The following is a 24155-nucleotide window of genomic DNA, read 5'->3' as shown; positions in this document are numbered from 1 at the left end:
TGCCACATGATCGCCCTGTCGCTCGCAGAGATCGCCGAGATCCTCGACGGTGAACTGCGCCTGTTCGGAACCGATACCGAGGCCACAGTCGTCGATGGAAACGTCGACACCGATTCGCGTGAGATGACGCCGGGCGCCATCTTCGTCGCCAAGCCGGGTGAGCACACCGATGGACACCGCTTCGTCGGTTCGGCGGCCGCCGCCGGTGCCGTGCTCGCGATCGTCGAGCGTCCGGTGGAGGCGGACATCACCCAGATCGTCGTCTCGGATGTCATCGACGCGCTGGCGGCGTTCGCCCAGGCCGTCGTGGCGCGCGTACGCGCCGCTGGCGACCTGAAGGTGGTCGGCATCACGGGATCGAACGGCAAGACCACCACGAAGAACTTCCTTGCGCGCATCCTCGCCGACGAGGGTGAGACGATCGCTCCGGTGCGTTCGTACAACAACGAGGTCGGCGCTCCGCTCACCATGCTGCGGGTGACCGAGAGCACCAGGTTCCTCGTCAGTGAGTTCGGCGCAGCAGGCGCCGGCAGCATCGCCCGGCTCGCAGGGCTGGTGACTCCGGACGTCTCGGTCGTGCTCATGGTCGGCCTCGCTCACGCGGGCGGTTTCGGCGGCATCGAGGCGACGGCCGAGGCGAAGTCCGAGCTGGTCACTGCGGCGCGCGCCGACGGTACCGCCGTGCTGAACACCGATGACCCGCGCGTCTGGGCGATGCGCGATCTGGCGCTCGGACGCGGGATGTCAGTGGTCGGGTTCGGACAGAACTCCGGCGCCGACGTGCGCGCCGAACAGCTCGAGGTCACCGCGTCGGGTACCTCGTGCGTCGTCCTCGCGGGTGGCGAGAGCGCGCCACTGCGCCTCAAGGTGCTCGGTGCGCACCACGTGAGTAATGCCCTGGCGGCGATCGCTGCGGCCCGCGTGCTCGGTGTCTCCACCGCGGATGCCATCGCGCGCCTCGAGACGGTCGAGATCGCCGAGCGCTGGCGCATGCAGCCGATGGGTGGTGAGGGCGTGCAGATCATCAACGATGCATACAACGCCAGCCCCGACTCGATGGCCGCCGCGCTGCGCACCCTCGCGCAGATCACCGGTCCTGACGAGCGGACGGTCGCCGTGCTCGGTGCCATGAGCGAGCTCGGCGAGACCGCCGGCGATGAGCATGACCGCATCGGCCTGCTCGCGGTTCGACTGAACATCCGCCGTATCGTCGTGGTCGGTCCCGAGGCGCGACGGCTGTATCTCGCCGCCGTCGGCGAAGGATCGTGGGACAGCGAGGCGGTGCACCTGCCGGATCAGGATGCTGCCTTCGAATACCTCAAGACCGAGCTGCGTGCGGGTGACCGCGTGCTGGTGAAGTCATCCAACTCCGTCGGGCTCCGGCACCTCGGCGATCGTCTGGGAGAATTGTTCTCGTGAGATCCTTGCTCATGGCGACGGCGATTTCGCTCGCCTTCACCCTTTTCCTCACCCCCGTCTTCCTGAAGATCTTCCGCCGGATCGGCTGGGGGCAGGTGATCCGCACCCCGGAGGACATCTCCAACCCGAGCCACGAGGCCAAGCGCGGTACGCCCACCATGGGCGGCGTGATCTTCATCCTCGGCACGATCGTCGGATACTTCGCGGGCACCTTCTTCGGCGGTACGACTCCGGCGCTGTCGGCGATCCTGGTGCTCTGGCTGATGGTCGGCTTCGGCGTGGTCGGATTCGTCGACGACTACATGAAGGTACGCAGCCAGCGCAGCCTGGGATTGTCGGGCTGGCGAAAGATCGTCGGGCAGCTGCTGGTGCTGATCCCGTTCGGCGTGGTCGCCCTGAACTTCCCCAATGCCCTCGGCCAGTACCCGGCCAGCGGCCACGTATCGCTGTTCCGTGACATTCCCTGGCTCAACCTGTTCGCGTTCGGCGCCGTGCTCGGGTGGATCCTGTACCTGCTGTGGATCGCCATCCTCGGCGTCGCTACGTCGAACAGTGTCAACCTCACTGACGGCCTCGATGGCCTCGCCGCCGGTGCGGGTGTCTTCGTCGTCGGCGCCTACAGCTTGATCGCCTTCTGGCAGTTCAAGCAGTCCTGCGTCGGACAGGCGATGGCGGCGGCCGGCTGCTACGAGGTGCGCGAGCCCCTCAACCTCGCCACGGTCTCGGCCGCATTCGCGGGCGGACTCGTCGGGTTCCTGTGGTGGAACGCACCCAAGGCCAAGGTCTTCATGGGTGACGTCGGGTCGATGGCGATCGGCGGTGTCATCACTGCCATGGCAGTCCTGACCCGCACCGAGCTGCTGCTGCTGGTGATCGCCGGTATCTTCGTGCTCTCGTCGGGCTCGGTGATCCTGCAGCGCGCCTACTTCAAGCTCACCCGCGGCAAGCGCCTGTTCCTGATGAGTCCGTTCCACCACCACCTCGAGATGCGCGGGTGGGCCGAGGTCACGATCGTCGTTCGGCTGTGGATCATCGCGGGGCTCCTCGCCGTCTCGGCCGTCGGCCTGTTCTACGTCGATTGGCTGATCCAGGTATGAGCGCGCGTCTGGACGGCCTCACCAGCTGGCATGCCGACTGGTCGGGCCTACGCGTCGCCGTGCTGGGCCTGTCGATGACAGGGTTTTCGGTGGCCGACACCCTCACCGAACTCGGTGCCGAAGTGCTCGTGCTCTCCGAGGGGGCATCCGAGGAGTACGCACGTCTGGTACCGGTGATCGGAGCGCGGCTCGAACTGGGGCCGCTCGATGAGGTCCCCGATGCGCTTCGAGCGTTCGACCCGGAGGTCGTCATCGCTTCACCGGGCTTCGCTCCGGCGCATCCGATCGTCCGCTGGACGCGCGAGACCGGTATCGCGCTGTGGGGCGACATCGAACTCGCGTGGCGCGTGCGCGACAAGGTCGTGCGCGCCGACGGCACCCCCGCCGAGTGGGTGCTGATCACCGGAACCAACGGCAAGACCACCACCACGCAGCTCACGGCGACGTTGCTGAGCGCCGGCGGTCTGCGTGCCGCGCCGTGCGGCAACATCGGCGTTCCCGTGCTCGATGCCGTTCGCGACCCGGGCGGATTCGACGTGCTGGTGGTCGAGTTGTCCAGTCATCAGCTGTGGTACCTGGGGCAGTCCGAGCCCGCGGGCCAGCCGATTCCCTATGCGGCGACGTGCCTGAACCTCGCCGACGACCATCTCGTCTGGCACGGCAGCGCCGACGCCTACCGTGACGCGAAGGCCGTCGTCTATCGCAACACCCGCATCGCCTGCGTCTACAACAAGGCAGACCTCGCCACCCAGCTCATGGTCGAGGAGGCCGACGTCGTCGAGGGCGCTCGGGCGATCGGCTTCGACCTTGGCACGCCGGGGCCCAGCGACCTGGGGGTCGTGGACGGCATCCTCGTCGACCGCGCCTTCCACGCCGATCGTCGCCACAGCGCACTCGAGCTGATCACCGTCGACGAACTGCGCTCGGTCGGGCTCTCTGCGCCGCACATCGTGATGAACATCCTCGCGGCATCGGCGCTGGCGCGCTCGCTGGGAGTCGAGCCGGCCGCGATTCATGACGCGCTGCGCACCTTCGAGCTCGACGCGCACCGGATTCAGCTCGTCGCCGAGCATGCGGGCATCCGCTGGGTCGACGATTCGAAGGCGACGAACCCGCACGCCGCTGCCTCGTCACTGCGCGCGTACCCTGGTGCGATCTGGGTCGTCGGCGGTGACCTCAAGGGCGTCGACCTTTCGGACTTGATCGCCGAGGTCGGCGTCGGCGCCGGCGCCGCGCTGATCATCGGCATCGACCGTGAGCCGGTGCTGACCGCGTTCCAACGACACGCGCCACTCGTGCCCGTGTACGAGGTCGTTCCCGGTGACACTGGAGAGGTCATGGATCGCGTCGTGGAGCTGGCGGCGGAGATCGCCGAGGGGCAGGGCACTGTGCTCCTGGCACCCGCGGCGGCATCCTTCGACCAGTTCACGGGATACGCGGACCGGGGAGTGCGCTTCGCGCAAGCGGTGCGCACATGGATCGAGCGGGGGAGCGCGGATGACGCAGAGGAATCGCCCGCGCAGCGCTGACGGCGAGCCCGTCGACGAGCGCCGCGGACTCGCGGCCCGGGTGACACTCGGAAGGCTGTTCACCCCGCCCTCGACCGAGTTCGTGATGATCGCCTCCACGGCGGTACTGCTCACGTTGTTCGGCCTGGTGATGGTGCTCTCGGCGACCAGCGCGAATCCGACCGCACCGTTCGACGACGCACTCAAACAGGGCATCTTCGCGTTGATCGGCCTGCCGCTGATGCTGCTGATCAGCAGGCTCCCGGTGAAGTTCTTCGGCCGCATCGCTTGGCCGGCACTGATCTTGGCCACGGCGATGCAGCTGCTCGTCTTCGTGCCCGGAATTCGGGTGTCGTCCTACGGAAACACCAACTGGATCAAGATCGCAGGCTTCCAGCTGCAGCCCTCGGAGTTCCTCAAGCTCGCGCTGGTGCTGTGGATCGCCTACGTGCTGCTGCGCAAGCAGGCCCGGCTGGGTATCTGGCACCACGTGTTCATCCCGGTCGTGCCCGTGTCGATCCTGGTGATCGGCACCGTCATCGGCGGTAGCGACCTCGGTACCGCGATGGTGCTCGTGCTCGCCGTGCTGGGGTGCCTGTTCTTCTCGGGCGTGAAGCTGCGGCTGTTCATCCTGCCGCTGATCCTCGGCGTCATCGTGGTGCTCTTCTACGCGCTCTCCAGCGAGAATCGCATGACGCGCATCCTTGCGGCGCTCAATCCCGAGGCGTGCGACATCAAAGACGAGTGCTATCAGGCGGTGCACGGCGTGTGGGGCATGGCCAATGGCGGGATCTTCGGCGTGGGCCTCGGCAACTCCCAGGAGAAGTACGGCTGGCTGCCTGCCGCCGCCAACGACTACATCTTCGCGATCGTGGGCGAGGAACTCGGCCTGATCGGCGGCCTGATCGTGTTGGCGCTGTTCGGCACCTTCGCCGTCGGGGCGTTCCACATCATCCGCAAGACGGATGACCCGTTCATCCGGGTGGCCACCGGTGGCATCGTCGTGTGGATCGTCGGGCAGGCCCTGATCAACATCGGTGTCGTGCTGCGTGTCTTCCCGGTGCTCGGCGTTCCCCTGCCGTTCATGTCGCAGGGGGGCACGGCGTTGCTGTCGGTGCTGATGGCGTGCGGTGTGCTGTTGGCGTTCGCCCGTACCATGCCCGCCTCAGATCCTTCCGCACCCGAACGGGGTAAGGTCGCCAGGGTGTCTGTACCGAGCGAGCGAAGCGAGACGAAGTGACCACGTACCTCCTGGCCGGCGGTGGCACCGCCGGCCATGTCAATCCGCTGCTCGCCGTCGCCGATCTGCTGCGCGAGCGCGAGAGCGCCGACGTGCTCGTGCTCGGCACGCGAGAAGGACTGGAAGCGCGTCTGGTGCCCGAACGCGGCTACGAGCTGCTGATCGTCGACAAGGTGCCCTTTCCTCGCCGTCCGAACGGCGACGCCCTCGCCTTTCCCTCGCGCTTCCGTCGCGCGGTCCGACGGGTGCGCGACTACATCCGCGAACGCGGCGTGGACGTGGTGGTGGGGTTCGGCGGATACGCCGCGGCTCCGGCCTACGTAGCCGCGCGCCGAGAGAACGTGCCGTTCGTCGTACATGAGGCCAACGCCAAGCCGGGCCTGGCCAATGTGCTCGGAGCTCGTCGGGCCGCCGCGGTCGGCGTCGCCTTCGAGGGCACGCCGCTCAAGCGCGGAGAGGTCGTGGGCATGCCTCTTCGTCGCGAGGTCGTCGACCTCGACCGCCAGGCGCTGCGCGCCGAAGCCGCGGCGGAGTTCGGGCTCGACCCCGAACGCCCGGTGCTGTTGGTCTTCGGTGGGTCGCTGGGAGCCCTGCGTCTGAACACGGCCTTCGGCGATGCCTGGCGCGACGTGCTGGACACGGGCTGGCAGTTGCTGCACGCCACGGGGGAGCGCAGTGACCTCGCCGACCCTGACGTGCCCGGCTACACGCAGCGCCGTTACATCGACCGCATGGATCTCGCCTTCGCGTTGGCCGACCTGATCGTGTCGCGCTCGGGATCGGCGACGGTCAGCGAGATCAGCGCGCTCGGCATTCCCGCCGTCTACGTTCCCTATGCGGTCGGCAACGGTGAACAGCGGCTCAATGCGGCCTCCGCGGTCACGGCCGGGGCGGCCCTGCTGATGGACGATGCGGGCTTCGACGGCGACGCCGTGCGCGAACGCATCGTGCCGCTGTTGTCGGATGCCACGCGTATCGCCGCCATGGCGGAGTCCGCGCAGTTCGTCGGTACCCGTACGGGCACCGAGAACCTCGTCGCGCTCATCGATCGCGCACTGGCGCAAAAGTAGACTGAGGACGCCATGATCAGACCTGACCTTTCTCTTCCCATCCCCGAGACGATCACCTCCGCCCACTTCATCGGCATCGGTGGCTCGGGCATGAGCGGCCTCGCCCGGATGTTCCTCGATGCGGGCATCCGCGTGTCCGGCTCCGACCGCGCCGACAGCGACAACCTGCGCGCGCTGGCCGCGGCGGGGGCCACCGTGCATGTCGGGCACGACGCAGCGCACCTCGGCGACGCCGACACGGTCATCCACACGGGAGCGATCTGGCCCGAGAACCCGGAGTTCGTCACGGCCAAGGAGCGCGGGCTGCACGTCATCCACCGGTCGCAGGCGCTGTTCTGGTTGATCGGCGGAAGTCGACTTGTCTCGGTCGCCGGCGCGCACGGTAAGACGAGCTCGACCGGGATGCTGGTGACGGCTCTGCAGGCGCTGGATGCGGACCCGAGCTTCGTCAACGGCGGAGTGATCGAGCAGCTGGGCGCGTCGAGCGCCTCAGGAACCGACGAGCTGTTCGTGATCGAGGCCGACGAGTCCGATGGCACGTTCCTGCTGTACGACACCTCGATCGCGTTGATCACGAACGTCGACCCCGACCACCTGGACTTCTTCGCTTCGGAGGACGCGTTCTACGATGCCTTCGTCCGCTTCGGCGACGAGGCCCGTGAGGCCGTCGTCATCTCCAGCGACGACCCCGGTGCGCAGCGCGTGCGCGCCGGTCTCGGGCATCCGCACGTGGTGACCTTCGGTCAAGCCGCGGATGCCGATGTGCGCGTGAGTGACATCGAGACCGCCGGCGGCGTCTCTGCCACGCTGACACACGCGGACGCGTCGGCGCGCATGCAGCTGGCGGTACCCGGCGTGCACAATGCGATCAACGCCACCGGTGTCGTTGCCGTTCTGATCACGCTGGGCTACACACTGCCCGACGCCGTGCGCGCGGTCGAGGGGTTCGCCGGCACCGTCCGTCGGCTCGAGCTGCACGGCGAGGCGCGCGGCGTGCACGTCTACGACGACTACTCCCACCACCCGACCGAGGTTCGCGCGGCGCTCGAGGCCATGCGCGGCGTCGCCGGCGCCGGCCGGGTGATCGCGATCCAGCAGCCGCACACGTATTCGCGCACGCAGCACATGTACCGCGAGTTCGCCGAGGTGCTGGAGGAGCTTGCCGACCACACGGTGATGCTCGACGTGTACGGTGCGCGTGAAGACCCGGTCCCCGGCGTGACGGGTGAGCTGGTCAGCGGCGCGTTCACCGACCCGTCGCACGTGCACTACGTGCCCGAGTGGCAGGCCGCCGCCGACTACACGGCGCAGGTCGCCCGCGATGGCGACTACGTCGTCACACTCGGCTGCGGCAACGTCTACCAGATCATCCCGCAGGTGCTCGACGCCCTTCGGCGCATCCCCGAGGCCTGATATGCGACGCCCGGCACCGCTCCCGGCGTCGGCGGACGAGCCTGGGCGGGACCGCTCCGAGGACGGCGCCGACACGCGCGAGGATGCTGCCCGGCCCGCTCGCGCCCGGCGTGGACGCAACGAGGGCTCCGCGGTTGCGGAGGCACCGCACGCACCGGACGAGAACTCGATCACCGAGGTGATCGAGCCTGTCGCCGGTAGGCCCGTCGCTGAAGAGTCCATCGCTGATGGACGCGAGGAGAGCGAGTCGACGGATGCTGAGGTGCGCAGCACCGAGGTGTGGCGCGCGGCCCGTGCCCGGCGCAAGGCGCTGCGTGCTGAGATCCGGCGGTTCACGCAGCGATCCCGTCGACGTCGTATCGTCTGGTGGGCTTCGCTCGGTGCCGTCGCAGCGCTCGTGCTCGGCAGCGTGGTCGCCGCGTACAGTCCGTTGTTCGCGGTGCGCGAGATCACGGTGGTCGGTGCTGAGTCCGTGGATCCGACGCAGGTTCAGCAGGCGTTGCAGGGGCAGATCGGTGTGCCGCTGGCACTGGTGGACGGCGCCGAGGTGAAGTCGGCGTTGACGGAGTTCCCCATCATCGAGACGTATGCGCTGGAGGCGCGGCCCCCTCACGAGCTGCTGGTGCGCATCGTCGAACGCACGCCTATCGGCGTCGTGAAGTCGGATGCCGGGTACTCGCTGCTCGACTCCGCGGGCGTCGTCCTGGCGACCACGCCCGAGCAGCCGGAGGGCCAGCCGCGACTGGAGGTCTCCGGCGGCATCGACTCGGCCGCGTTCCGCAGCGCGGGACTGGTGATGCGATCGCTGCCCGCGGATCTGCGCGCAACCGTCACCGAGGTGCGGGCTTCCTCGGGCGACGACGTCAGCTTCAGCACGAGTGACGGCAAGACCGTCATCTGGGGTGGCGAGGGGGATTCGGTGCGCAAGGCAGAGGTACTGGTGAGCCTGATCGAGGCCGCCCCGGACGCCCGTACGTTCGACGTCTCATCGCCCACGGTGCCCGTCGCGGGATGAGCCGCCAGCGATCCCGGCGACACGCCGTGTCGTTGCGCGCGCGTGCGTGGCTTGCGCATACCGTCGAAGTCGAGAACGCAATACCGGGAAACAGTTTAACCCTCTTGTTGAGGTTTAAGGTTAGTCCCACGTCAGGCTCGAATATCGGAGGCCGGCCATGAGCCAGAACCAGAACTACCTCGCCGTGATCAAGGTCGTCGGCGTCGGCGGTGGCGGCGTCAATGCCGTCAACCGGATGATCGAACTCGGACTCCGCGGTGTGGAGTTCATCGCCGTGAACACCGATGCGCAGGCGTTGCTGATGAGCGACGCCGACATCAAGCTCGACGTCGGACGCGAACTCACCCGTGGCCTGGGCGCGGGAGCAGACCCCGAGGTCGGCCGGCGCGCAGCCGAGGATCACGCCGAAGAGATCGAGCAGGCGCTCACCGGTGCCGACATGGTCTTCGTCACCGCGGGTGAGGGCGGGGGCACGGGCACCGGCGGCGCACCTGTCGTCGCGCGCATCGCCAAGTCGATCGGTGCACTCACGATCGGTGTGGTCACCAAGCCGTTCTCCTTCGAAGGCCGTCGACGCCAGAGCCAGGCCGAGCAGGGGGTGGCCAAGCTCAAAGAAGAAGTCGACACGCTCATCGTCGTTCCCAACGACCGACTTCTGGAGATCAGCGACCGCGGCATCTCGATGATCGAGGCGTTCGCGACCGCCGACCAGGTGCTCCTGGCCGGTGTGCAGGGCATCACCGACCTGATCACCACCCCCGGACTCATCAACCTCGACTTCGCGGACGTCAAGTCCGTCATGCAGGGAGCGGGCTCTGCCTTGATGGGCATCGGTTCCGCGCGGGGCGCGGACCGGGCGATCAAGGCAGCAGAGCTTGCCGTCGAGTCGCCCTTGCTCGAGGCCTCGATCGAAGGTGCCCATGGTGTGCTCCTGTCGATCCAGGGTGGATCGAACCTCGGCATCTTCGAGATCCACGATGCGGCAGACCTCGTCAAGGAAGCGGCGCACCCCGAAGCGAACATCATCTTCGGAACCGTCATTGATGACACTCTCGGCGACGAGGTGCGTGTCACCGTGATTGCCGCCGGGTTCGATGGTGGCGCCCCGTCGCCCCGTCTGGAGCCGATGATCGTCGAGCGCTCGACGTCCGCTCCCGTGCCGGACGTCGAGGTCGAGCAGAAGCAGGAAGTCGAGTCCGAGGCGCCCAAGTCTGCGGCCCCCGCCGGGCCCGCCGCGGTGGCGCCGAGCCTGGAGCCGGCGTTCAGTGACGACGACATCGACATTCCCGAGTTCCTGAAGTGACGCTTGCAGCGCGGTTGTCGGCGATCGACGATCGCATCGCCGACGCCGCGCGCCGCGCAGGACGTGACCCGGGGGAGATCACCCGCATCGTCGTGACCAAGTTCCACCCCGCGTCACTGGTGCGTGATCTGCACGCGCTCGGTGTGACGGACGTCGGCGAGAACCGTCAGCAGGAGCTCACGGCGAAACGCGCGGAACTCGACGATCTCGACCTGCGTTGGCACTTTATCGGTCAGGCCCAGACGAACAAGGCAGCTGCGATTCGCCGGGCATCCGACGTCGTGCACTCCGTCGATCGCACCCGCCTTGCGGACAGTCTGCACCGAGCGGCAGACGATGAGTCACGGCTCGACGTGCTGGTGCAGGTCAACCTCACGCACGATGCCGGTCGGGGCGGCACCACAGTCGCCGACGCCGAGCGCCTCACCGAGCACGTGCTCGGTCTCGACTCGTTGCGACTGCGTGGAGTGATGGCCGTAGCGCCACTTGATGAGGATCCCGCAGCGGCGTTCGCGCGCCTGCGTGACGTCGCAGACGGCATCCAACGGCTCGCCCCCGAGGCCACCTGGATCTCGGCGGGCATGACCGGTGACTTCGTCGAAGCGATCGACGCGGGTGCGACACACCTGCGGATCGGTTCCGCAATCACCGGGCCGCGCCCCGACCGGGGTTAGCCTGAAGGCCAGACCAGCCCGCATCGTTCGAACCGGAGGACACGATGGGTAACCCACTGAAGAAGACCATGGTGTATCTCGGCCTCGCCGACGAGGAAGGGGTCTACGAAGAGGAGAGCGCGCCAGCACCCGCCCGCGCCACGCGCGAACGTGAGCGCGAGCGCGACCACGAGGAGCAGGCGCCGGCCCCGGTCACTCCGCTGCGGCGTCCGACCGCGGTGCGCCAGCCTGCCGGCGGTGCAGTCAACGAGATCCTCACCGTGCACCCCAAGCAGTACCGCGATGCACAGCTCATCGCCGAGAACTTCCGTGACGGCGTGCCGGTCATCATCAACCTCTCGCAGATGAGCGATGCCGACGCCCGCCGCCTGATCGACTTCGCCAGTGGTCTGTCGATCGGGCTGTACGGACGCATCGAACGCGTCACGAGCAAGGTATTCCTGCTGTCGCCCGAGAACATCTCGGTGTCGGGGCAGGGTGGGATCGCACAGGCGGACTCCGCCTCGTTCGACTCCTGATCCGTGGCGACCGTTCTCAGCATCGTCGGCGGCATCGTCGACCTGGTGCTGACGCTGTACATCCTCGTGCTCATCGCCCGGCTGGTGCTGGACTACATCCCGCTCTTCAACAGGGAATGGCGCCCGAAGGGGGCGGGCCTGGTCGCCGCCGAGCTGGTGTACACCGTCACCGATCCGCCCATTCGCTTCTTCCGCAGACTCGTTCCGCCGCTGCGGCTCGGCACGATCGCGCTCGACTTCGGATTCATGCTGACGATGATCAGCGTGCTCATCCTGATGTCGATCGTGCGGGCGCTCACCTGACCACACGCGGAGTGGCATCGTCGCGCCGCACAGACAGGGCGGCTATGCTTGGCTCCCAGGCGCGAACCTCCGGGCGCGCGCACACTGAACCGTTGCGCCGGCTCTCACCGACTGGCAGCCGAACTCATCGAAAGAGGAGCCACCCATGGCACTGACCCCGGATGACGTCGTCCACAAGGAGTTCCAGCACGTCCGCTTCAAGGACGGCTTCGACCCGGAAGAGGTCGACGACTACCTTGACGAGATCGTCGTCGAATGGCGTAAGACTCTCGAAGAGAACAACGACCTGAAGGCCAAGCTCGCGGCGTTCGAGTCCGGCGCAGCCGCCGCACCCGCTCCGGCCCCGGCGGCACCCGCTGCTCCGGCGCCTGTCGACGCCGCGTCGGCGACCGGCACCTCTGCCGGCATCATCGAGCTGGCGCAGCGCCTGCACGACGAGCACATCGCCGAGGGTGAGGCCAAGCGTCAGCAGCTCATCTCTGAGGCTGAGGCTGAGGTCACCCGCATCCGCACCGAAGCGCAGGCGAAGCAGCGCGAGGAGTCCGCACGCCTGGAGCGCGAGCGCAACACCCTCGAGGCGCGCATCACCGAACTGCGCGAGTTCGAGCGCGACTACCGCGGCAAGCTCCGCGCGATGATCGAGGGCCAGCTGCGCGACCTCGACCAGAAGTCGAGCACTGACTCGACGCCTGTCTCGGCCATCGGCCTGTAGGTCACTCTTGACAGGACGTCGTCCCCTTCACAGGTCGGCGGCCGGTGCGATCGTCGCGGTTCTCGCGATCGTCGTACTGGCCGCCGATCAGTTCGTGAAGCAGCTCACCGTGCAGAACATGTCCGAGGGGGAGCGCATCCCGGTACTCGGTGAGTTCTTCGAACTGCTCTATGTGCGCAACCCGGGCGCAGCGTTCTCGCTGGGCAAGGACCACACCTGGATCTTCACGATCGCCCTTGCCGTCGTCGCGGGCGTCGTCATCTGGAAGGCCTTCGGGCTCCAATCCAGGCTGTGGGCCGTCGTTCTCGGCTGTCTGCTCGGCGGCGTGCTCGGGAATCTCACCGATCGGCTGTTCCGCGCCCCCGGCTTCCCGGTCGGCGAGGTCGTCGACATGCTCTCGCTGCCCTGGATGATGCCCGCGATCTTCAACGTCGCCGACATCTTCATCGTGTCAGGCATGATCTCGGTCGCTCTGCTGGTGCTGATCGGCCTGCGTTTCGACGGCACGCGCGACCGCGACCACGAACGTGCCGCCGCTGAAGCTGCTGAGGGCACCGAAGTCCCGGCATCCGACGGCGCGCCCAAGCCCGCCACCCCCGAGAGCTGATCATGCAGTCCCGGAGCCTTCCCGTTCCCGACGGGCTCGACGGCGCGCGCGTCGACGCGGCCCTCGCGAAGATGCTCGGCTTCTCGCGCACGTTCGCCGCGGAGGTCGCCGAGGCCGGCGGCGTCACACTCGACGGCGCGCCGTTGGGCAAGTCCGACCGGTTACGTGCCGGCGGCTGGCTCGATGTCAGCTGGAGTCCCAAAGAGGAACCGCGGATCGTGCCTATCGCGGTGCCAGAGCTCGGCATCGTTCACGATGACGACGACATCGTCGTGGTCGATAAGCCCACCGGCGTCGCGGCACACCCCTCGCTGGGCTGGGAAGGCCCCACGGTCGTCGGCGCTCTGGCAGCCGCCGGATTCCGGATCGCGACGACCGGCGCGCCTGAACGGCAGGGTGTCGTTCACCGGCTGGACGTCGGCACCAGCGGTCTGATGGTCGTCGCCAAGACAGAGTCGGCGTACACGGCGCTCAAGCGCGCGTTCAAGGAACGCACGGTCGAGAAGATCTACCATGCCGTCGTCCAGGGGCATCCCGACCCGCTGAGCGGCACGATCGATGCACCGATCGGCCGGCACCCGAACCACCAGTGGAAGTTCGCCGTCGTGCCGGATGGCAAACCATCGGTGACCCACTACGAGACACTCGAGGCCTTTCCCGGCGCGTCGCTGCTCGAGATCCATCTGGAGACCGGGCGCACCCATCAGATCCGCGTCCACATGGCCGCGCACCGACACCCCTGCGTTGGCGACCCGCTCTACGGGGCGGACCCGACGCTGTCGGCGCGCCTGGGGCTCACGAGGCAGTGGCTGCACGCGCATCAGCTGGCGTTCACCCACCCGGCGACCGGGGAGTGGGTGCAGTTCGAATCTCCCTACCCGGAAGACTTCCAGCACGCCCTGCGCGTGCTCGATCCGGGGCGCTGACCTGGCGTCAGCGCGGCGCGCGACCGCCGCGGAAGTGCGCCGGGTCGTCCTCGGCCATCGCCAGGGCGATCTTGCGCACATGCGCGTCATCGACGTCGCCCATCGCGGCGAGGTCGTAGAACCCGACCTCGGTCAACTCCCCGTCGGCGGGATGCGGATCCCCCGACACCCAGGAGCAGCGGAAGACGATGTCAAGGTAGTCGACCTGATCGCCGTTGGCGTAGGTCACCCGTGGCACCTGCTGCACCAGTGCCAGTCGGTCGACCGAGACGACGATGCCCGCCTCTTCCAGACACTCCCTCGCGGCGGCATCCGCCGGCTCCTCCCCGGGCTCGACGATCCCGGCGATGGTCTGCCACGCGCCGTTGTCGGCACGCTTGCCCAGCAGCACTCTCTCATCGCGGAACACCACCGCGGTGGTGCCGACGAGGGCGAGCGGAGCGGTGCCGATGTGCTCGCGCAACGCGAGGACGAAATCCGGAGTGGCCATGCTCTCAGAGTAACGGCGACGCGGCACCGGGGTCGGATGCCGCGGGTAGGCTCGAGGCATGGCATCCGATTCCTTCGTGCACCTGCATGTCCACAGCGAGTACTCGATGCTGGACGGTGCCGCGAAGCTCGCCTCGATGACCCAGGCCGCCGCCGACTACGGCATGCCCGCGATCGCGGTGACCGACCACGGGAACACCTTCGCCGCGTTCGAGTTCTACAACGCGGCCAAGTCCGCCGGCGTCAAGCCGATCATCGGGCTCGAGGCGTACGTCACCCCGGGCACGCACCGCAGCGACAAGTCGCGCGTCGCGTGGGGTTCCCCCGACCAGAAGAGCGATGACGTCTCGGGCTCCGGCGCGTACACGCACACCACGCTGTGGGCGGAGAACACCGCCGGGATGCACAACCTCTTCCGTCTCAGCTCCCTTTCGAGCATCGAGGGGTATTACTTCAAGCCGCGCATGGATCGCGAGCTGCTCCAGACCTACGGCAAAGGGCTGATCGCCACCACGGGCTGCCCGTCCGGTGAGATCCAGACCCGATTGCGTCTGGGACAGTACGATGCGGCCCGCGCCGCGGCCGCGGAGTTCCAAGACATCTACGGCAAAGACAACTACTTCGTCGAGATCATGGACCATGGGCTCGACATCGAACGCCGCGTCATCACGGATCTGCTGCGGATTTCGAAGGATCTCGGAATCCCGCTGGTTGCGACCAATGACTCGCACTACACCCATCAGCACGAGGCCGATGCCCATGAAGCGTTGCTGTGTGTGCAATCCGGCTCGACGATGGACGACCCCAACCGGTTCAAGTTCAACGGTGACGGCTACTACATCAAGACGGCGCAAGAGATGCGCCAGCTGTTCCGCGACCACCCTGAGGCGTGCGACAACACGCTGCTGATCGCCGAACGCTGCAATGTCGAGTTCGACACCTCGGCCAACTACATGCCGCGCTTCCCCGTTCCCGACGGTGAGACCGAGGAAAGCTGGCTGGTCAAGGAGGTCGAGGCGGGTCTGCACTACCGCTACCCGAACGGCATCTCAGACGCCGTGCGCCAGCGTGCCGAGTACGAGACCGGCATCATCCTGCAGATGGGGTTTCCGGGCTACTTCCTGGTCGTCGCGGACTTCATCAACTGGGCCAAGGACAATGGCATTCGTGTGGGCCCGGGGCGTGGCTCGGGAGCCGGATCCATGGTCGCCTACGCGATGAGGATCACCGACCTCGACCCCATCGAGCACGGGCTGATCTTCGAACGGTTCCTCAATCCCGACCGTGTCTCGATGCCCGACTTCGACGTCGACTTTGACGACCGCCGACGCGGCGAGGTCATCGACTACGTCACCGAGAAGTACGGTTCCGAGCGCGTGGCGCAGATCGTCACCTACGGAACCATCAAATCGAAGCAGGCTCTCAAGGATGCCGGTCGAGTGCTGGGCTTTCCGTTCAGCATGGGGGAGCGTCTGACCAAGGCGATGCCCCCGCCCGTGATGGGCAAGGACATGCCGCTGAGCGGCATGTACGACAGCGCGCACCCGAGGTACAAGGAAGCCAGCGAGTTCCGCGCGCTGATTGACACCGACCCCGAGGCCAAGACCGTCTTCGACCGCGCACTCGGGCTGGAAGGCCTCAAACGACAGTGGGGTGTGCACGCCGCCGGTGTGATCATGTCGTCCGAGCCGCTGCTCGACATCATCCCGATCATGAAGCGCGAGCAGGACGGCCAGATCGTCACCCAGTTCGACTACCCGTCGTGCGAGGCGCTCGGGCTGATCAAGATGGACTTCCTCGGGCTGCGCAACCTGACGATCATCTCGGACGCGCTCGACAACATCCGCATGAACCGCGGCGAAGAGATCGACCTCGAACAACTCACCCTCGATGACCGCGGTGCCTACGATCTGCTAGCTCGAGGCGACTCACTCGGCGTCTTCCAGCTCGACGGTGGCCCGATGCGTTCGCTGATGCGGCTGATGCGCCCCGACAGCTTCGAGGACATCTCGGCACTCATCGCGCTGTACCGCCCGGGGCCGATGGGAGCGAACTCGCACACGAACTACGCGCTCCGCAAGAACGGGCAGCAGCCGATCACCCCCATCCACCCGGAGTTCGTCGAATCACTCGCCGACATCCTGGAAGAGTCCTACGGCCTCATCATCTACCAGGAGCAGGTGATGGCCATCGCCCAGCGCGTTGCCGGGTTCTCTCTCGGCCAAGCAGACATTCTGCGCCGCGCGATGGGCAAGAAGAAGAAATCCGAGCTCGACAAGCAGTTCGAGGGCTTCCACGCCGGCATGCGGGCCAACGGGTACTCGGACGAGGCCGTCAACGCGCTGTGGGAGATCCTGCTGCCGTTCTCGGACTACGCCTTCAACAAAGCACACTCCGCCGCGTACGGCGTCGTGTCGTACTGGACGGCCTACCTGAAGGCTCACTACCCGGCCGAGTACATGGCGGCACTGCTGACCAGCGTCGGCGACTCCAAGGACAAGATGGCGCTCTACCTCAACGAGTGCCGCCGCATGGGCATCCGCGTGCTGCCCCCCGACGTGTCGGAATCGATCAACTTCTTCGCCGCCGTCGGGGAGGACATCCGCTTCGGGCTCGGTGCCGTGCGCAACGTCGGCAGCAACGTCGTCGACGGCATCGTCGGCGCGCGCGAGGAGGGGCCGTACACGTCGTTCCACGATTTCCTGAACCGTGTGCCGATGCATGTGTCGAACAAGCGCACTGTCGAGTCGTTGATCAAGGCCGGCGCCTTCGACTCGATGGGCGATACGCGGCGCGCGCTCGTCGAGATCCACGAGGATGCCGTTGAGGCTGCTGTCGACCGCAAGCGCAACGAGGCCCAGGGGGCGATCGGCTTCGACTTCGACAGCCTGTACGACGACATCGAGGGTGCGCCGCCGGCCAAAGTGCCGGAGCGTCCCGAGTGGATCAAGAAGGACAAGCTCGCCTTCGAGCGCGAGATGCTCGGACTGTACGTGTCGGATCACCCGCTCGCGGGTCTCGAGGTGCCGCTGGCCAAGCACGCCTCGATCTCGATCCACGACCTGCTCAACTCGGAGGACATGCAGGACGGTGATCAGGTCACCGTCGCGGGCCTCGTCACCAGCGTGCAGCACCGGGTGGCCAAAGCCAGCGGAAACCCCTACGGCATGATCACCGTCGAGGACTTCAACGGCGAGGTGACGGTCATGTTCATGGGCAAGACCTACACCGAGTTCCAGCACACGCTGCAGCAGGACGCGATTCTCGCCGTGCGCGGACGGGTCTCGCGCCGCGACGACGGGCTCAACCTGCACGCGCAGTCGACGTTCACACCGGACGTCGGCTCGTTCGATGCTGCGGGACCGCTCTCTTTGCTGGTCGCCGAGCAGCGGGCCACCGAGCGCGTGATGAACGACCTCGCGATGGTGCTGCAACGCCACGCTGGTGAAACCGAGGTGCTGCTGCGCGTGCACCGGGGCGGTACTGCGAAGGTGTTCGAGGTGCCGATGCCCGTGAAGATCTCGGCCGACCTGTTCGGCGATCTCAAGTCGTTGCTCGGACCGACCTGTCTGGGATGAACGACATCGCGCAGCACACCGCCAGTCGGGGTCGATAGGATCGTTTCTCGCGTGCGAACCGACCACGACGCCTGCAGCGACGAAAGGACCTGTTCGATGAGCCACGACACCACGAGTCTCCCGCCCAGCGACGGGCCGCTCGCGGGCGTGCCCGCGGCACTCGGCGACTCCGAGCGTGTCGAGCACGTCGACGGAGCCGTGCTGTACGAGGACCAGGTGCAGCCCGAGACGGGCATCTTCGGGTTCACGTTGCGTGAGCTTCTGATTGTCGGCACCTGGTTTGTCGCCTTCGTCGTGTCGTTCTTTCCCGTCGGAATGGTCGGTGGCTCGATCTGGACCACGGGTATCGGGTGGATCCTGACGATCGGTGTGCCGACGGTCGCCGTCTTCCTGGTCGTGCTGCGCAGGCTCTCGCCCGACGGCATCCGCCGCGTGGGTTCGCTCGGGATTGACCAGTTCGCCTCGGTCGCCGCATCCGTGGCCGCGGTCTCGTGGGCCCAGTTGCTCTGGTCTCAGGTGGCCGTCACGATCGGCACGGGCGTGTACGCCGTCGGCTGGGTCGTGATTGTGGCGCAGCTGGCGCTGGCCGGGATGGTCGTCGTGACCGTGTTCGCTCCGCTGATTCCCGGACTGCGCGAGGACTTCGAGGGACGGATGGAGACGCTCGCCCACCGCAATGCGAACCCTGTTCGTCCAGTGGTCGCCCGCGCGCCGCGCGTGCGTTCCATGAACACCGCGGATGCTGCGGATGCCGGTGAACCCGCCGTCGAGAACGCCGCCGTCGAGGACGAAGCCATCGCGGAGCCTGAGGCCACGGCCGGCGAGGTCGATGCTGCCGACACTCCGGTTCGGGAAGCCGAATCACTCGATGCGACGCGATCCCTCCACATCGATGGCTCGGATCAGCTCGCGGTATCCGACGAGACGCCGACGACGGCATCCGACGGCACTGAGGTTCCCTTCGACGAGGTGCCTCAGGCGGACCACCAGAAGGACCACCACACCGATCCGGTCGGCGTGCTCGAGCAGATCTTCGCTGATGACGTCGAGACGACGAACGAGCGGCCGTTCACGGGCGCGGCCGGCGCCGGCACCACCGCCGGGCCTGCTCCCGGACCCGTGGGAGCCGAGCCGTTCTGGGTTCTCGCAGCAACGGAGCGGGACGTTCTCGATGAACGCGGTCACACGCTGTTCCGGGTGGGCCCGCACGCGTGGACGCTCGTCATCGAGGACCGCGGGGGCGCCTACGTCGTCCGCCATGAGGACGGGCGGATCGGCTACCTGCACGACATCACCGACATCACAAGAGGCTGAGCACATGCGCACCATCGATCTTCGCGGGCAGCAGCTCGCACCCGCCGACCTGCTCGCCGCTGTGCCGCGAGCGACTCAGGCGCGCAGCGAGGCGCTCGAGACCGCGGCGCGCATCGTCGAGGACGTCCGCGTGCGCGGCGAGGAAGCGCTGCGCGAGCAGGCCGAGCGCTTCGACCGTGTCACCGGACACGCCATCCGTGTGCCGGCCGAGCACCTCGCCGAGGCTGCTGAATCCGTCGACCCGGCCGTGCGGGAAGCCCTGACCAAGGCCATCTCGCGTGTGCGCAGGGCGTCGGCCGCACAGGTACCGGAGCCGCGGGTCACCGAGATCGGGCCGGGAGCACGCATCGCGCAGCGCTGGCAACCCATCAACCGGGCGGGCGTCTACATTCCCGGCGGCAAGGCGCCGCTGGCGTCCAGCGTGATCATGAACGTCGTCCCCGCGCAGGTTGCGGGTGTGCGCTCGATCGCGCTCGCCTCGCCGCCACAGGCCGGTCACGAGGGACGTGTACACCCGACGATCCTCGCCGCCGCCGCGCTGCTGGGCATCGACGAGGTCTACGCCGTCGGGGGAGCCGGAGCCATCGGCGCGCTCGCCCACGGCGTCGCCGACCTCGGTCTCGATCCCGTCGACGTCGTCACCGGCCCCGGCAATAACTACGTGGCCTCGGCCAAACGTGCCGTCGCCGGTGTCGTCGGCACCGATTCCGAGGCGGGCGCCACCGAAATCCTCATCGTCGCCGACGCCGCCGCCGACCCGCGCCTCATCGCCGCCGACCTCATCAGTCAGGCCGAGCACGATGAGCAGGCCTCGGCCGTGCTGGTCACCGACTCGTCCGAGCTCGCGCAGCGCGTCGCCGACGAGGTCACCCGGCAGGCAGCATCCACCACCCACGCCGCGCGCGTCGCGGAAGCACTGGCGGGCCCGCAGTCGGCGATCGTCCTCGTCGACGACCGCGCGATGGCCGAGGCCTTCAGCAACGCCTATGCGCCCGAACACCTCGAACTGCACCTGAGTGACGCCGCCGCAGTCGCCGAGCGCTTCACCAGCGCCGGTGCCGTCTTCGTCGGCGACCAGACCCCGGTCAGCCTCGGCGACTACCTCGCCGGCAGCAACCATGTGCTGCCAACCGGGGGACAGGCGCGCTACGCCCCGGGCCTGGGCGCGTACACGTTCCTGCGTCCGCAGCAGGTGATCGAGTACGACCACGCCGCGCTCTCCGAGGTACGTGCCGGTGTTGTCGCCTTGGCCGCGGCCGAACTGCTGCCCGGCCACGGCGACGCCGTCGAAGCGCGGTTCGCCGAGCCCGCCGGCGGCCACGAGGTACGCTGAGGGATCATGCACTGCCCGTTCTGCCGTCACCCGGACTCCCGTGTCATCGATTCGCGCACCAGCGACGACGGGCTCTCCATCCGCCGTCGGCGGCAGTGCCCGGAATGCGGGGGGCGTTTCTCGACGACCGAAACGGCGAGCCTGGTCGTCATGAAGCGCTCGGGGGTCATGGAGCCCTTCAGCCGCGACAAGGTCATCACGGGTGTGCGCAAAGCGTGCCAGGGACGCCCGGTCACCGAGGCCGACCTCGCCGTGCTCGCCCAGCGCGTCGAGGAGGCCGTGCGGCAGACGGGTGTGTCGCAGCTCGATCCCAATGAGATCGGTCTCGCGATCCTCGGGCCGCTACGCGAGCTCGATGAGGTCGCGTACCTGCGATTTGCCAGCGTGTACCAGCAGTTCGATTCGTTGGAGGACTTCGAATCGGCGATCGGCTCGCTCCGGGCCGACCGTGCCGCGGCAGAGCAGGAGTCGACCGGGCGGTAGCCTTGGCAGTGATGTATTCACTGTTCTTCCGCCACGTCCTCACGCGCTTCGACCCGGAGTTCGCTCACCATGCCGCCATGGCGGTCATCCGCGTGGTCGGCGCGCGCCCGTTCTCGTGGGCGGCCCGTGCGATCACCGCTCCGACGCCTGAGCAGCAGGTGCACGCACTCGGTCTGACCTTCCCGTCTGCGTTCGGTGTCGCCGCGGGCTTCGACAAGGACGCCGTGGGTGTGCGCGGCCTGGACGCGCTCGGGTTCGGTCACGTCGAGATCGGCACCGTGACGGCCATTCCGCAGGACGGCAACCCCAAGCCGCGGCTGTTCCGTCTGGTGCCCGACCGTGCCGTGATCAACCGGATGGGCTTCAACAACGAGGGAGCGGATGCTGCCGCACGGCGCCTTCGGAAGCTGCGCCGCCGCGCACCCCGTGCGGTCATCGGCGTCAACATCGGCAAGAGCCGCGTGGTCGAGGTCGAGGATGCTGTCGCCGATTACGTCGCCTCGGCATCGAAGCTGGCACCACTGGCGGACTATCTCGCCGTGAACGTGTCGTCGCCGAACACCCCCGGTCTGCGCGGTCTGCAGGCCGTCGAGACGCTGGCGCCGCTGCTGCGCGCCGTGCGGGAGGCCGCCGGGTCGACCCCGTTGCTGGTCAAGATCGCACCGGACCTGCCGGATGATGAGATCGAGGCCATCGCACGTCTGGCCGTCGATGAGGGTCTGGCGGGCATCATCGCGCACAACACCACGATCGCCCGTGACGGCCTGCGCACAGACGCTGCCGTCGTCGAGGCGGCGGGTGCGGGCGGGCTGTCTGGCGCACCGCTGAAGGAACGCTCACTTGAGGTGCTTGCGGTCGTCAAGGCCGCCGTTCCGGCTGATTTCTGCGTGATCGCCGTCGGGGGAGTGGAGACGGCCGAAGACGTGCAGCGCCGACTGGACGCCGGCGCGACCCTGGTGCAGGGCTATACGGCGTTTCTGTACCAGGGGCCGCTGTGGGCGCGGCAGATCAACCGCGGCCTCCGCGCGATCACGCCGGGCGCTGGCCGCGCTTGACCTGAGGCTTCGGCAGACGCATGAAGCGCATCTGCAGGGCGCGCATCGCCGCGTACCAGCCCAGGCCCTTCTCGCGACGGTCGGCGCCGAACTTGGCGTCGATCTTGCGCTTGACGCGGAAGTTCAGCAGCACCATGTCGCCGATCGCCAGCAGCATGTACGCCCAGAGAGCGACCATGGCGTAGATCTGCACGGCAGGGATCGGCACCAGGTTGAGGATGATCACGACAAGCATCGCGGCCATCAGCCACTCCGACACGTGCCAGCCGGAATCCACGTAGTCGCGCACCCAGCGGCGCTGTTCACCCTTGTCGCGCGCCGGAAGATAGCGGTCCTCGCCGTTCTCCATGCCAATGCGCGCGCGTTCGCGTCGCGCCTGCAGGTCGGCCTTCGCCGCCGCACGGGCCTCCTTGGTGTTCGCGACGAGCGGGCGCCGGTTGGCGGCTTCGCGCTCGGCGCGCGTCGGAGTGGCGCGCCCCTTGCCGACGGCGGGCGTCTCGGGGGCGTCGTCGTTTGCTGCGGGCATGGGCTTGGACACGTTCGACCTCAGTTCGGTATCGGGTTCGTCTTAAGATTACTCGCATGACCTCGTCCTCATCGCAGGCTCTGCCAGCATCCGAATCCGCTGTCCTCGACGCCGTCGCTCTCGGCGTCCCCGCCGCGCTGTCTGACCTCGGCGCTCTGGTGCGCATTCCCGGCGTCGCGTGGCCGGCATTCGATCAGACCCAGCTCGAGCGCAGCGCGGATGCTGTCGCGGAGCTCGCCCGAGGCACCGGCGTCTTCGACGACGTGCGGGTGCTGCGCGCACACGTCGACGACACCGAAGAGCTAGGCCAGCCCGCCGTGCTGGCCACCCGGGCCGCGCGAAACGGAAAGCCGACGATCCTGTTGTATGCCCACCACGACGTGCAGCCCCCGGGGGATGACGAGCTGTGGGAGACGCCGCCGTTCGAGCCGACGGTACGCGACGGTCGGCTGTACGGTCGCGGAGCCGCGGACGACAAAGCGGGCATCATGGCGCATATCGCCGCGCTGCGCGCGGTCAGCGAAACCCTGGGCGACGACTTCGATCTCGGGGTGAACCTGTTCATCGAGGGCGAGGAGGAATACGGCTCCCGTTCGTTTGCCCGGTTCCTGCGCGACAACGCCGATGCCCTGCGGGCGGATGCCATCGTCGTCGCCGACTCCGGCAACCTCGACTCGCACACGCCAGGCCTGACCGTCTCATTGCGGGGCAACGCCCGCTTCACCCTGACAGTGCGCACGCTCGAGCACGCCTCGCACTCGGGGATGTTCGGTGGAGCCGTACCCGACGCGATGATGGCGGCGGTCACGCTGCTGGCGACGCTCTGGGACGCCGACGGGGCGGTCGCGGTCTCCGGGATGGGCGCGCGGGATGCCACCACACCGCCGTACACGGAGCAGACGCTGCGCGAGGAGACCGGGCTGCTGCCCGACGCCACCCCTGTGGGGCGCGACGACATCTTCGGTCGCATCTGGAACAAGCCGTCCATCACGATCACCGGAATCGACGCGACCAGCGTCGCGCAAGCATCGAACACGCTCCTTCCCGAGGTGAGCGTCGTCATCAGCGCGCGCGTTGCGCCGGGACAGGACGCGGCCGAGGCGTACGCCGCGATCGAGTCGCACCTGCGTGCCCACGCGCCGTTCGGCGCAGAGCTGACGTTCTCGGACGTCGACCTGGGCGACGGATTCCTGGTCGATACCTCCGGCTGGGCGGTGGAGCTCACACGCGGCGCCATGGCAGACGGTTATGGGGCGGAACCGGTCGATCTCGGAATCGGAGGATCTATCCCGTTCATCGCCGACCTCGTGCGCGAGTTCCCGGCCGCCCAGATCCTCGTCACCGGTGTGGAAGACCCGCACTCCCGGGCGCACAGCCCGAACGAGTCCTTGCATCTGGAGACGTTCCGCAACGCCATCCGCACCGAGGCACTGATGCTGACGCGGATGAACGACCGCGACGCGGCATCCTGACGCGACCGGAGCGGGCGGGCTGGGCCCGCCCGCCCCACAGGCACCGGCGGTAGGATCGAGCATGTGCAGCAGGCCGTGCTGCCGATTGCAAGGAGTTGAG

At 67.7% G+C, this 24155-nt stretch carries 22 protein-coding genes; 20 read left to right on the top strand and 2 right to left on the bottom strand.

Annotation, left to right across the window (positions count from 1 at the left end):
* The first annotated feature begins 6 nt into the window (after positions 1–6).
* From PTQ19_RS09445 to PTQ19_RS09380, 14 genes are all read left to right on the top strand, one after another.
* Positions 7–1419: a UDP-N-acetylmuramoyl-tripeptide--D-alanyl-D-alanine ligase gene (locus PTQ19_RS09445; protein WP_274367127.1), complete on the top strand. Its 1413-nt coding sequence runs from the start codon at positions 7–9 to the stop codon at positions 1417–1419.
* On the top strand, positions 1416–2516 hold the full coding sequence (gene mraY, locus PTQ19_RS09440; RefSeq protein ID WP_179410529.1) for a phospho-N-acetylmuramoyl-pentapeptide-transferase: 1101 nt from the start codon (positions 1416–1418) through the stop codon (positions 2514–2516). The genes PTQ19_RS09445 and mraY overlap by 4 nt, the downstream gene beginning before the upstream one ends.
* Positions 2513–4045 (top strand): UDP-N-acetylmuramoyl-L-alanine--D-glutamate ligase, encoded by a 1533-nt coding sequence (murD, locus tag PTQ19_RS09435; protein ID WP_274367126.1) that lies wholly within the window; start codon positions 2513–2515, stop codon positions 4043–4045. Before mraY ends, murD begins: the two co-directional genes overlap by 4 nt.
* Positions 4014–5264 carry a peptidoglycan glycosyltransferase FtsW gene (locus PTQ19_RS09430; RefSeq protein ID WP_274367125.1) on the top strand — a complete coding sequence of 417 codons (1251 nt, stop codon included), beginning with the start codon at positions 4014–4016 and terminating at the stop codon, positions 5262–5264. The genes murD and PTQ19_RS09430 overlap by 32 nt, the downstream gene beginning before the upstream one ends.
* Complete coding sequence (locus PTQ19_RS09425; RefSeq protein ID WP_274367124.1) at positions 5261–6334, top strand: UDP-N-acetylglucosamine--N-acetylmuramyl-(pentapeptide) pyrophosphoryl-undecaprenol N-acetylglucosamine transferase; 1074 nt, start codon at positions 5261–5263, stop codon at positions 6332–6334. Before PTQ19_RS09430 ends, PTQ19_RS09425 begins: the two co-directional genes overlap by 4 nt.
* Positions 6335–6346: 12 nt before the next feature.
* Positions 6347–7747 (top strand): UDP-N-acetylmuramate--L-alanine ligase, encoded by a 1401-nt coding sequence (murC, locus tag PTQ19_RS09420; protein ID WP_274367123.1) that lies wholly within the window; start codon positions 6347–6349, stop codon positions 7745–7747.
* 1 nt (position 7748) lies between these two features.
* Complete coding sequence (locus PTQ19_RS09415) at positions 7749–8762, top strand: FtsQ-type POTRA domain-containing protein (RefSeq protein WP_274367122.1); 1014 nt, start codon at positions 7749–7751, stop codon at positions 8760–8762.
* 157 nt (positions 8763–8919) lie between these two features.
* The gene (gene ftsZ / locus PTQ19_RS09410) at positions 8920–10065 is read left to right on the top strand and encodes a cell division protein FtsZ (RefSeq protein WP_274367121.1); all 1146 of its coding nucleotides are present in this window, start codon (positions 8920–8922) and stop codon (positions 10063–10065) included.
* Positions 10062–10739, top strand: a complete 678-nt coding sequence (locus tag PTQ19_RS09405; protein WP_274367120.1) for a YggS family pyridoxal phosphate-dependent enzyme — start codon at positions 10062–10064, stop codon at positions 10737–10739. The genes ftsZ and PTQ19_RS09405 overlap by 4 nt, the downstream gene beginning before the upstream one ends.
* Positions 10740–10783: 44 nt before the next feature.
* Positions 10784–11257 (top strand): cell division protein SepF, encoded by a 474-nt coding sequence (locus PTQ19_RS09400; RefSeq protein WP_179410537.1) that lies wholly within the window; start codon positions 10784–10786, stop codon positions 11255–11257.
* 3 nt (positions 11258–11260) lie between these two features.
* Positions 11261–11560: a YggT family protein gene (locus tag PTQ19_RS09395; protein ID WP_179410538.1), complete on the top strand. Its 300-nt coding sequence runs from the start codon at positions 11261–11263 to the stop codon at positions 11558–11560.
* A 145-nt stretch (positions 11561–11705) separates the two neighbouring features.
* On the top strand, positions 11706–12272 hold the full coding sequence (locus tag PTQ19_RS09390) for a DivIVA domain-containing protein (RefSeq protein WP_179410539.1): 567 nt from the start codon (positions 11706–11708) through the stop codon (positions 12270–12272).
* 7 nt (positions 12273–12279) lie between these two features.
* Positions 12280–12879, top strand: a complete 600-nt coding sequence (gene lspA / locus PTQ19_RS09385) for a signal peptidase II (protein ID WP_274367119.1) — start codon at positions 12280–12282, stop codon at positions 12877–12879.
* Between the two features lie 2 nt (positions 12880–12881).
* Positions 12882–13805, top strand: coding sequence for an RluA family pseudouridine synthase (locus PTQ19_RS09380; RefSeq protein ID WP_179410541.1), 924 nt, complete (start codon positions 12882–12884; stop codon positions 13803–13805).
* 7 nt (positions 13806–13812) lie between these two features.
* Here the strand turns inward: PTQ19_RS09380 and PTQ19_RS09375 are convergent, their stop codons facing one another.
* Positions 13813–14295: an NUDIX hydrolase gene (locus PTQ19_RS09375; protein ID WP_274367118.1), complete on the bottom strand. Its 483-nt coding sequence runs from the start codon at positions 14293–14295 to the stop codon at positions 13813–13815.
* A gap of 58 nt (positions 14296–14353) precedes the next feature.
* Here PTQ19_RS09375 and dnaE point away from each other — a divergent pair, with 58 nt between their 5' ends.
* The 5 genes from dnaE (at position 14354) to PTQ19_RS09350 (ending at position 22057) form a co-directional block, all read left to right on the top strand.
* A complete protein-coding gene (gene dnaE, locus PTQ19_RS09370) occupies positions 14354–17872 on the top strand; it encodes a DNA polymerase III subunit alpha (RefSeq protein ID WP_274367117.1) in 3519 nt (1172 codons plus the stop codon).
* Positions 17873–17968: 96 nt separating this feature from the next.
* Complete coding sequence (locus PTQ19_RS09365) at positions 17969–19186, top strand: hypothetical protein (protein WP_274367116.1); 1218 nt, start codon at positions 17969–17971, stop codon at positions 19184–19186.
* A 4-nt stretch (positions 19187–19190) separates the two neighbouring features.
* Positions 19191–20519, top strand: a complete 1329-nt coding sequence (gene hisD / locus PTQ19_RS09360; protein ID WP_274367115.1) for a histidinol dehydrogenase — start codon at positions 19191–19193, stop codon at positions 20517–20519.
* 6 nt (positions 20520–20525) lie between these two features.
* Entirely contained in the window at positions 20526–21002 is a 477-nt protein-coding gene (gene nrdR, locus PTQ19_RS09355) for a transcriptional regulator NrdR (RefSeq protein ID WP_179410545.1), read from the top strand.
* 11 nt (positions 21003–21013) lie between these two features.
* The gene (locus tag PTQ19_RS09350; RefSeq protein ID WP_274367114.1) at positions 21014–22057 is read left to right on the top strand and encodes a quinone-dependent dihydroorotate dehydrogenase; all 1044 of its coding nucleotides are present in this window, start codon (positions 21014–21016) and stop codon (positions 22055–22057) included.
* Here PTQ19_RS09350 and PTQ19_RS09345 read toward each other — a convergent pair.
* Entirely contained in the window at positions 22032–22583 is a 552-nt protein-coding gene (locus PTQ19_RS09345) for a DUF3043 domain-containing protein (RefSeq protein WP_179410546.1), read from the bottom strand. The two genes, PTQ19_RS09350 and PTQ19_RS09345, sit on opposite strands and share 26 nt — an antisense overlap.
* A gap of 56 nt (positions 22584–22639) precedes the next feature.
* Between PTQ19_RS09345 and PTQ19_RS09340 the strand changes: the two genes are divergently transcribed.
* The gene (locus tag PTQ19_RS09340; protein WP_274367113.1) at positions 22640–24055 is read left to right on the top strand and encodes a dipeptidase; all 1416 of its coding nucleotides are present in this window, start codon (positions 22640–22642) and stop codon (positions 24053–24055) included.
* The last annotated feature ends 100 nt before the right edge of the window (positions 24056–24155 follow it).

Source organism: Microbacterium esteraromaticum (assembly GCF_028747645.1).
Classification (GTDB): Bacteria; Actinomycetota; Actinomycetes; order Actinomycetales; family Microbacteriaceae; genus Microbacterium; species Microbacterium esteraromaticum_C.
The sequence above is the reverse complement of the archived record's forward strand: the minus strand, read 5'-3'. Positions and strand labels throughout refer to the sequence as shown.

Coding starts and splice junctions, on each gene's coding strand:
- PTQ19_RS09445 (WP_274367127.1), top strand. CDS start 7: ATGATCGCCCTGTCGCTCGCAGAGATCGCCGAGATCCTCGACGGTGAA.
- murD (WP_274367126.1), top strand. CDS start 2,513: ATGAGCGCGCGTCTGGACGGCCTCACCAGCTGGCATGCCGACTGGTCG.
- PTQ19_RS09430 (WP_274367125.1), top strand. CDS start 4,014: ATGACGCAGAGGAATCGCCCGCGCAGCGCTGACGGCGAGCCCGTCGAC.
- murC (WP_274367123.1), top strand. CDS start 6,347: ATGATCAGACCTGACCTTTCTCTTCCCATCCCCGAGACGATCACCTCC.
- PTQ19_RS09415 (WP_274367122.1), top strand. CDS start 7,749: ATGCGACGCCCGGCACCGCTCCCGGCGTCGGCGGACGAGCCTGGGCGG.
- ftsZ (WP_274367121.1), top strand. CDS start 8,920: ATGAGCCAGAACCAGAACTACCTCGCCGTGATCAAGGTCGTCGGCGTC.
- PTQ19_RS09400 (WP_179410537.1), top strand. CDS start 10,784: ATGGGTAACCCACTGAAGAAGACCATGGTGTATCTCGGCCTCGCCGAC.
- PTQ19_RS09390 (WP_179410539.1), top strand. CDS start 11,706: ATGGCACTGACCCCGGATGACGTCGTCCACAAGGAGTTCCAGCACGTC.
- PTQ19_RS09380 (WP_179410541.1), top strand. CDS start 12,882: ATGCAGTCCCGGAGCCTTCCCGTTCCCGACGGGCTCGACGGCGCGCGC.
- PTQ19_RS09375 (WP_274367118.1), bottom strand. CDS start 14,295: ATGGCCACTCCGGATTTCGTCCTCGCGTTGCGCGAGCACATCGGCACC.
- dnaE (WP_274367117.1), top strand. CDS start 14,354: ATGGCATCCGATTCCTTCGTGCACCTGCATGTCCACAGCGAGTACTCG.
- PTQ19_RS09365 (WP_274367116.1), top strand. CDS start 17,969: ATGAGCCACGACACCACGAGTCTCCCGCCCAGCGACGGGCCGCTCGCG.
- hisD (WP_274367115.1), top strand. CDS start 19,191: ATGCGCACCATCGATCTTCGCGGGCAGCAGCTCGCACCCGCCGACCTG.
- nrdR (WP_179410545.1), top strand. CDS start 20,526: ATGCACTGCCCGTTCTGCCGTCACCCGGACTCCCGTGTCATCGATTCG.
- PTQ19_RS09350 (WP_274367114.1), top strand. CDS start 21,014: ATGTATTCACTGTTCTTCCGCCACGTCCTCACGCGCTTCGACCCGGAG.
- PTQ19_RS09345 (WP_179410546.1), bottom strand. CDS start 22,583: ATGCCCGCAGCAAACGACGACGCCCCCGAGACGCCCGCCGTCGGCAAG.
- PTQ19_RS09340 (WP_274367113.1), top strand. CDS start 22,640: ATGACCTCGTCCTCATCGCAGGCTCTGCCAGCATCCGAATCCGCTGTC.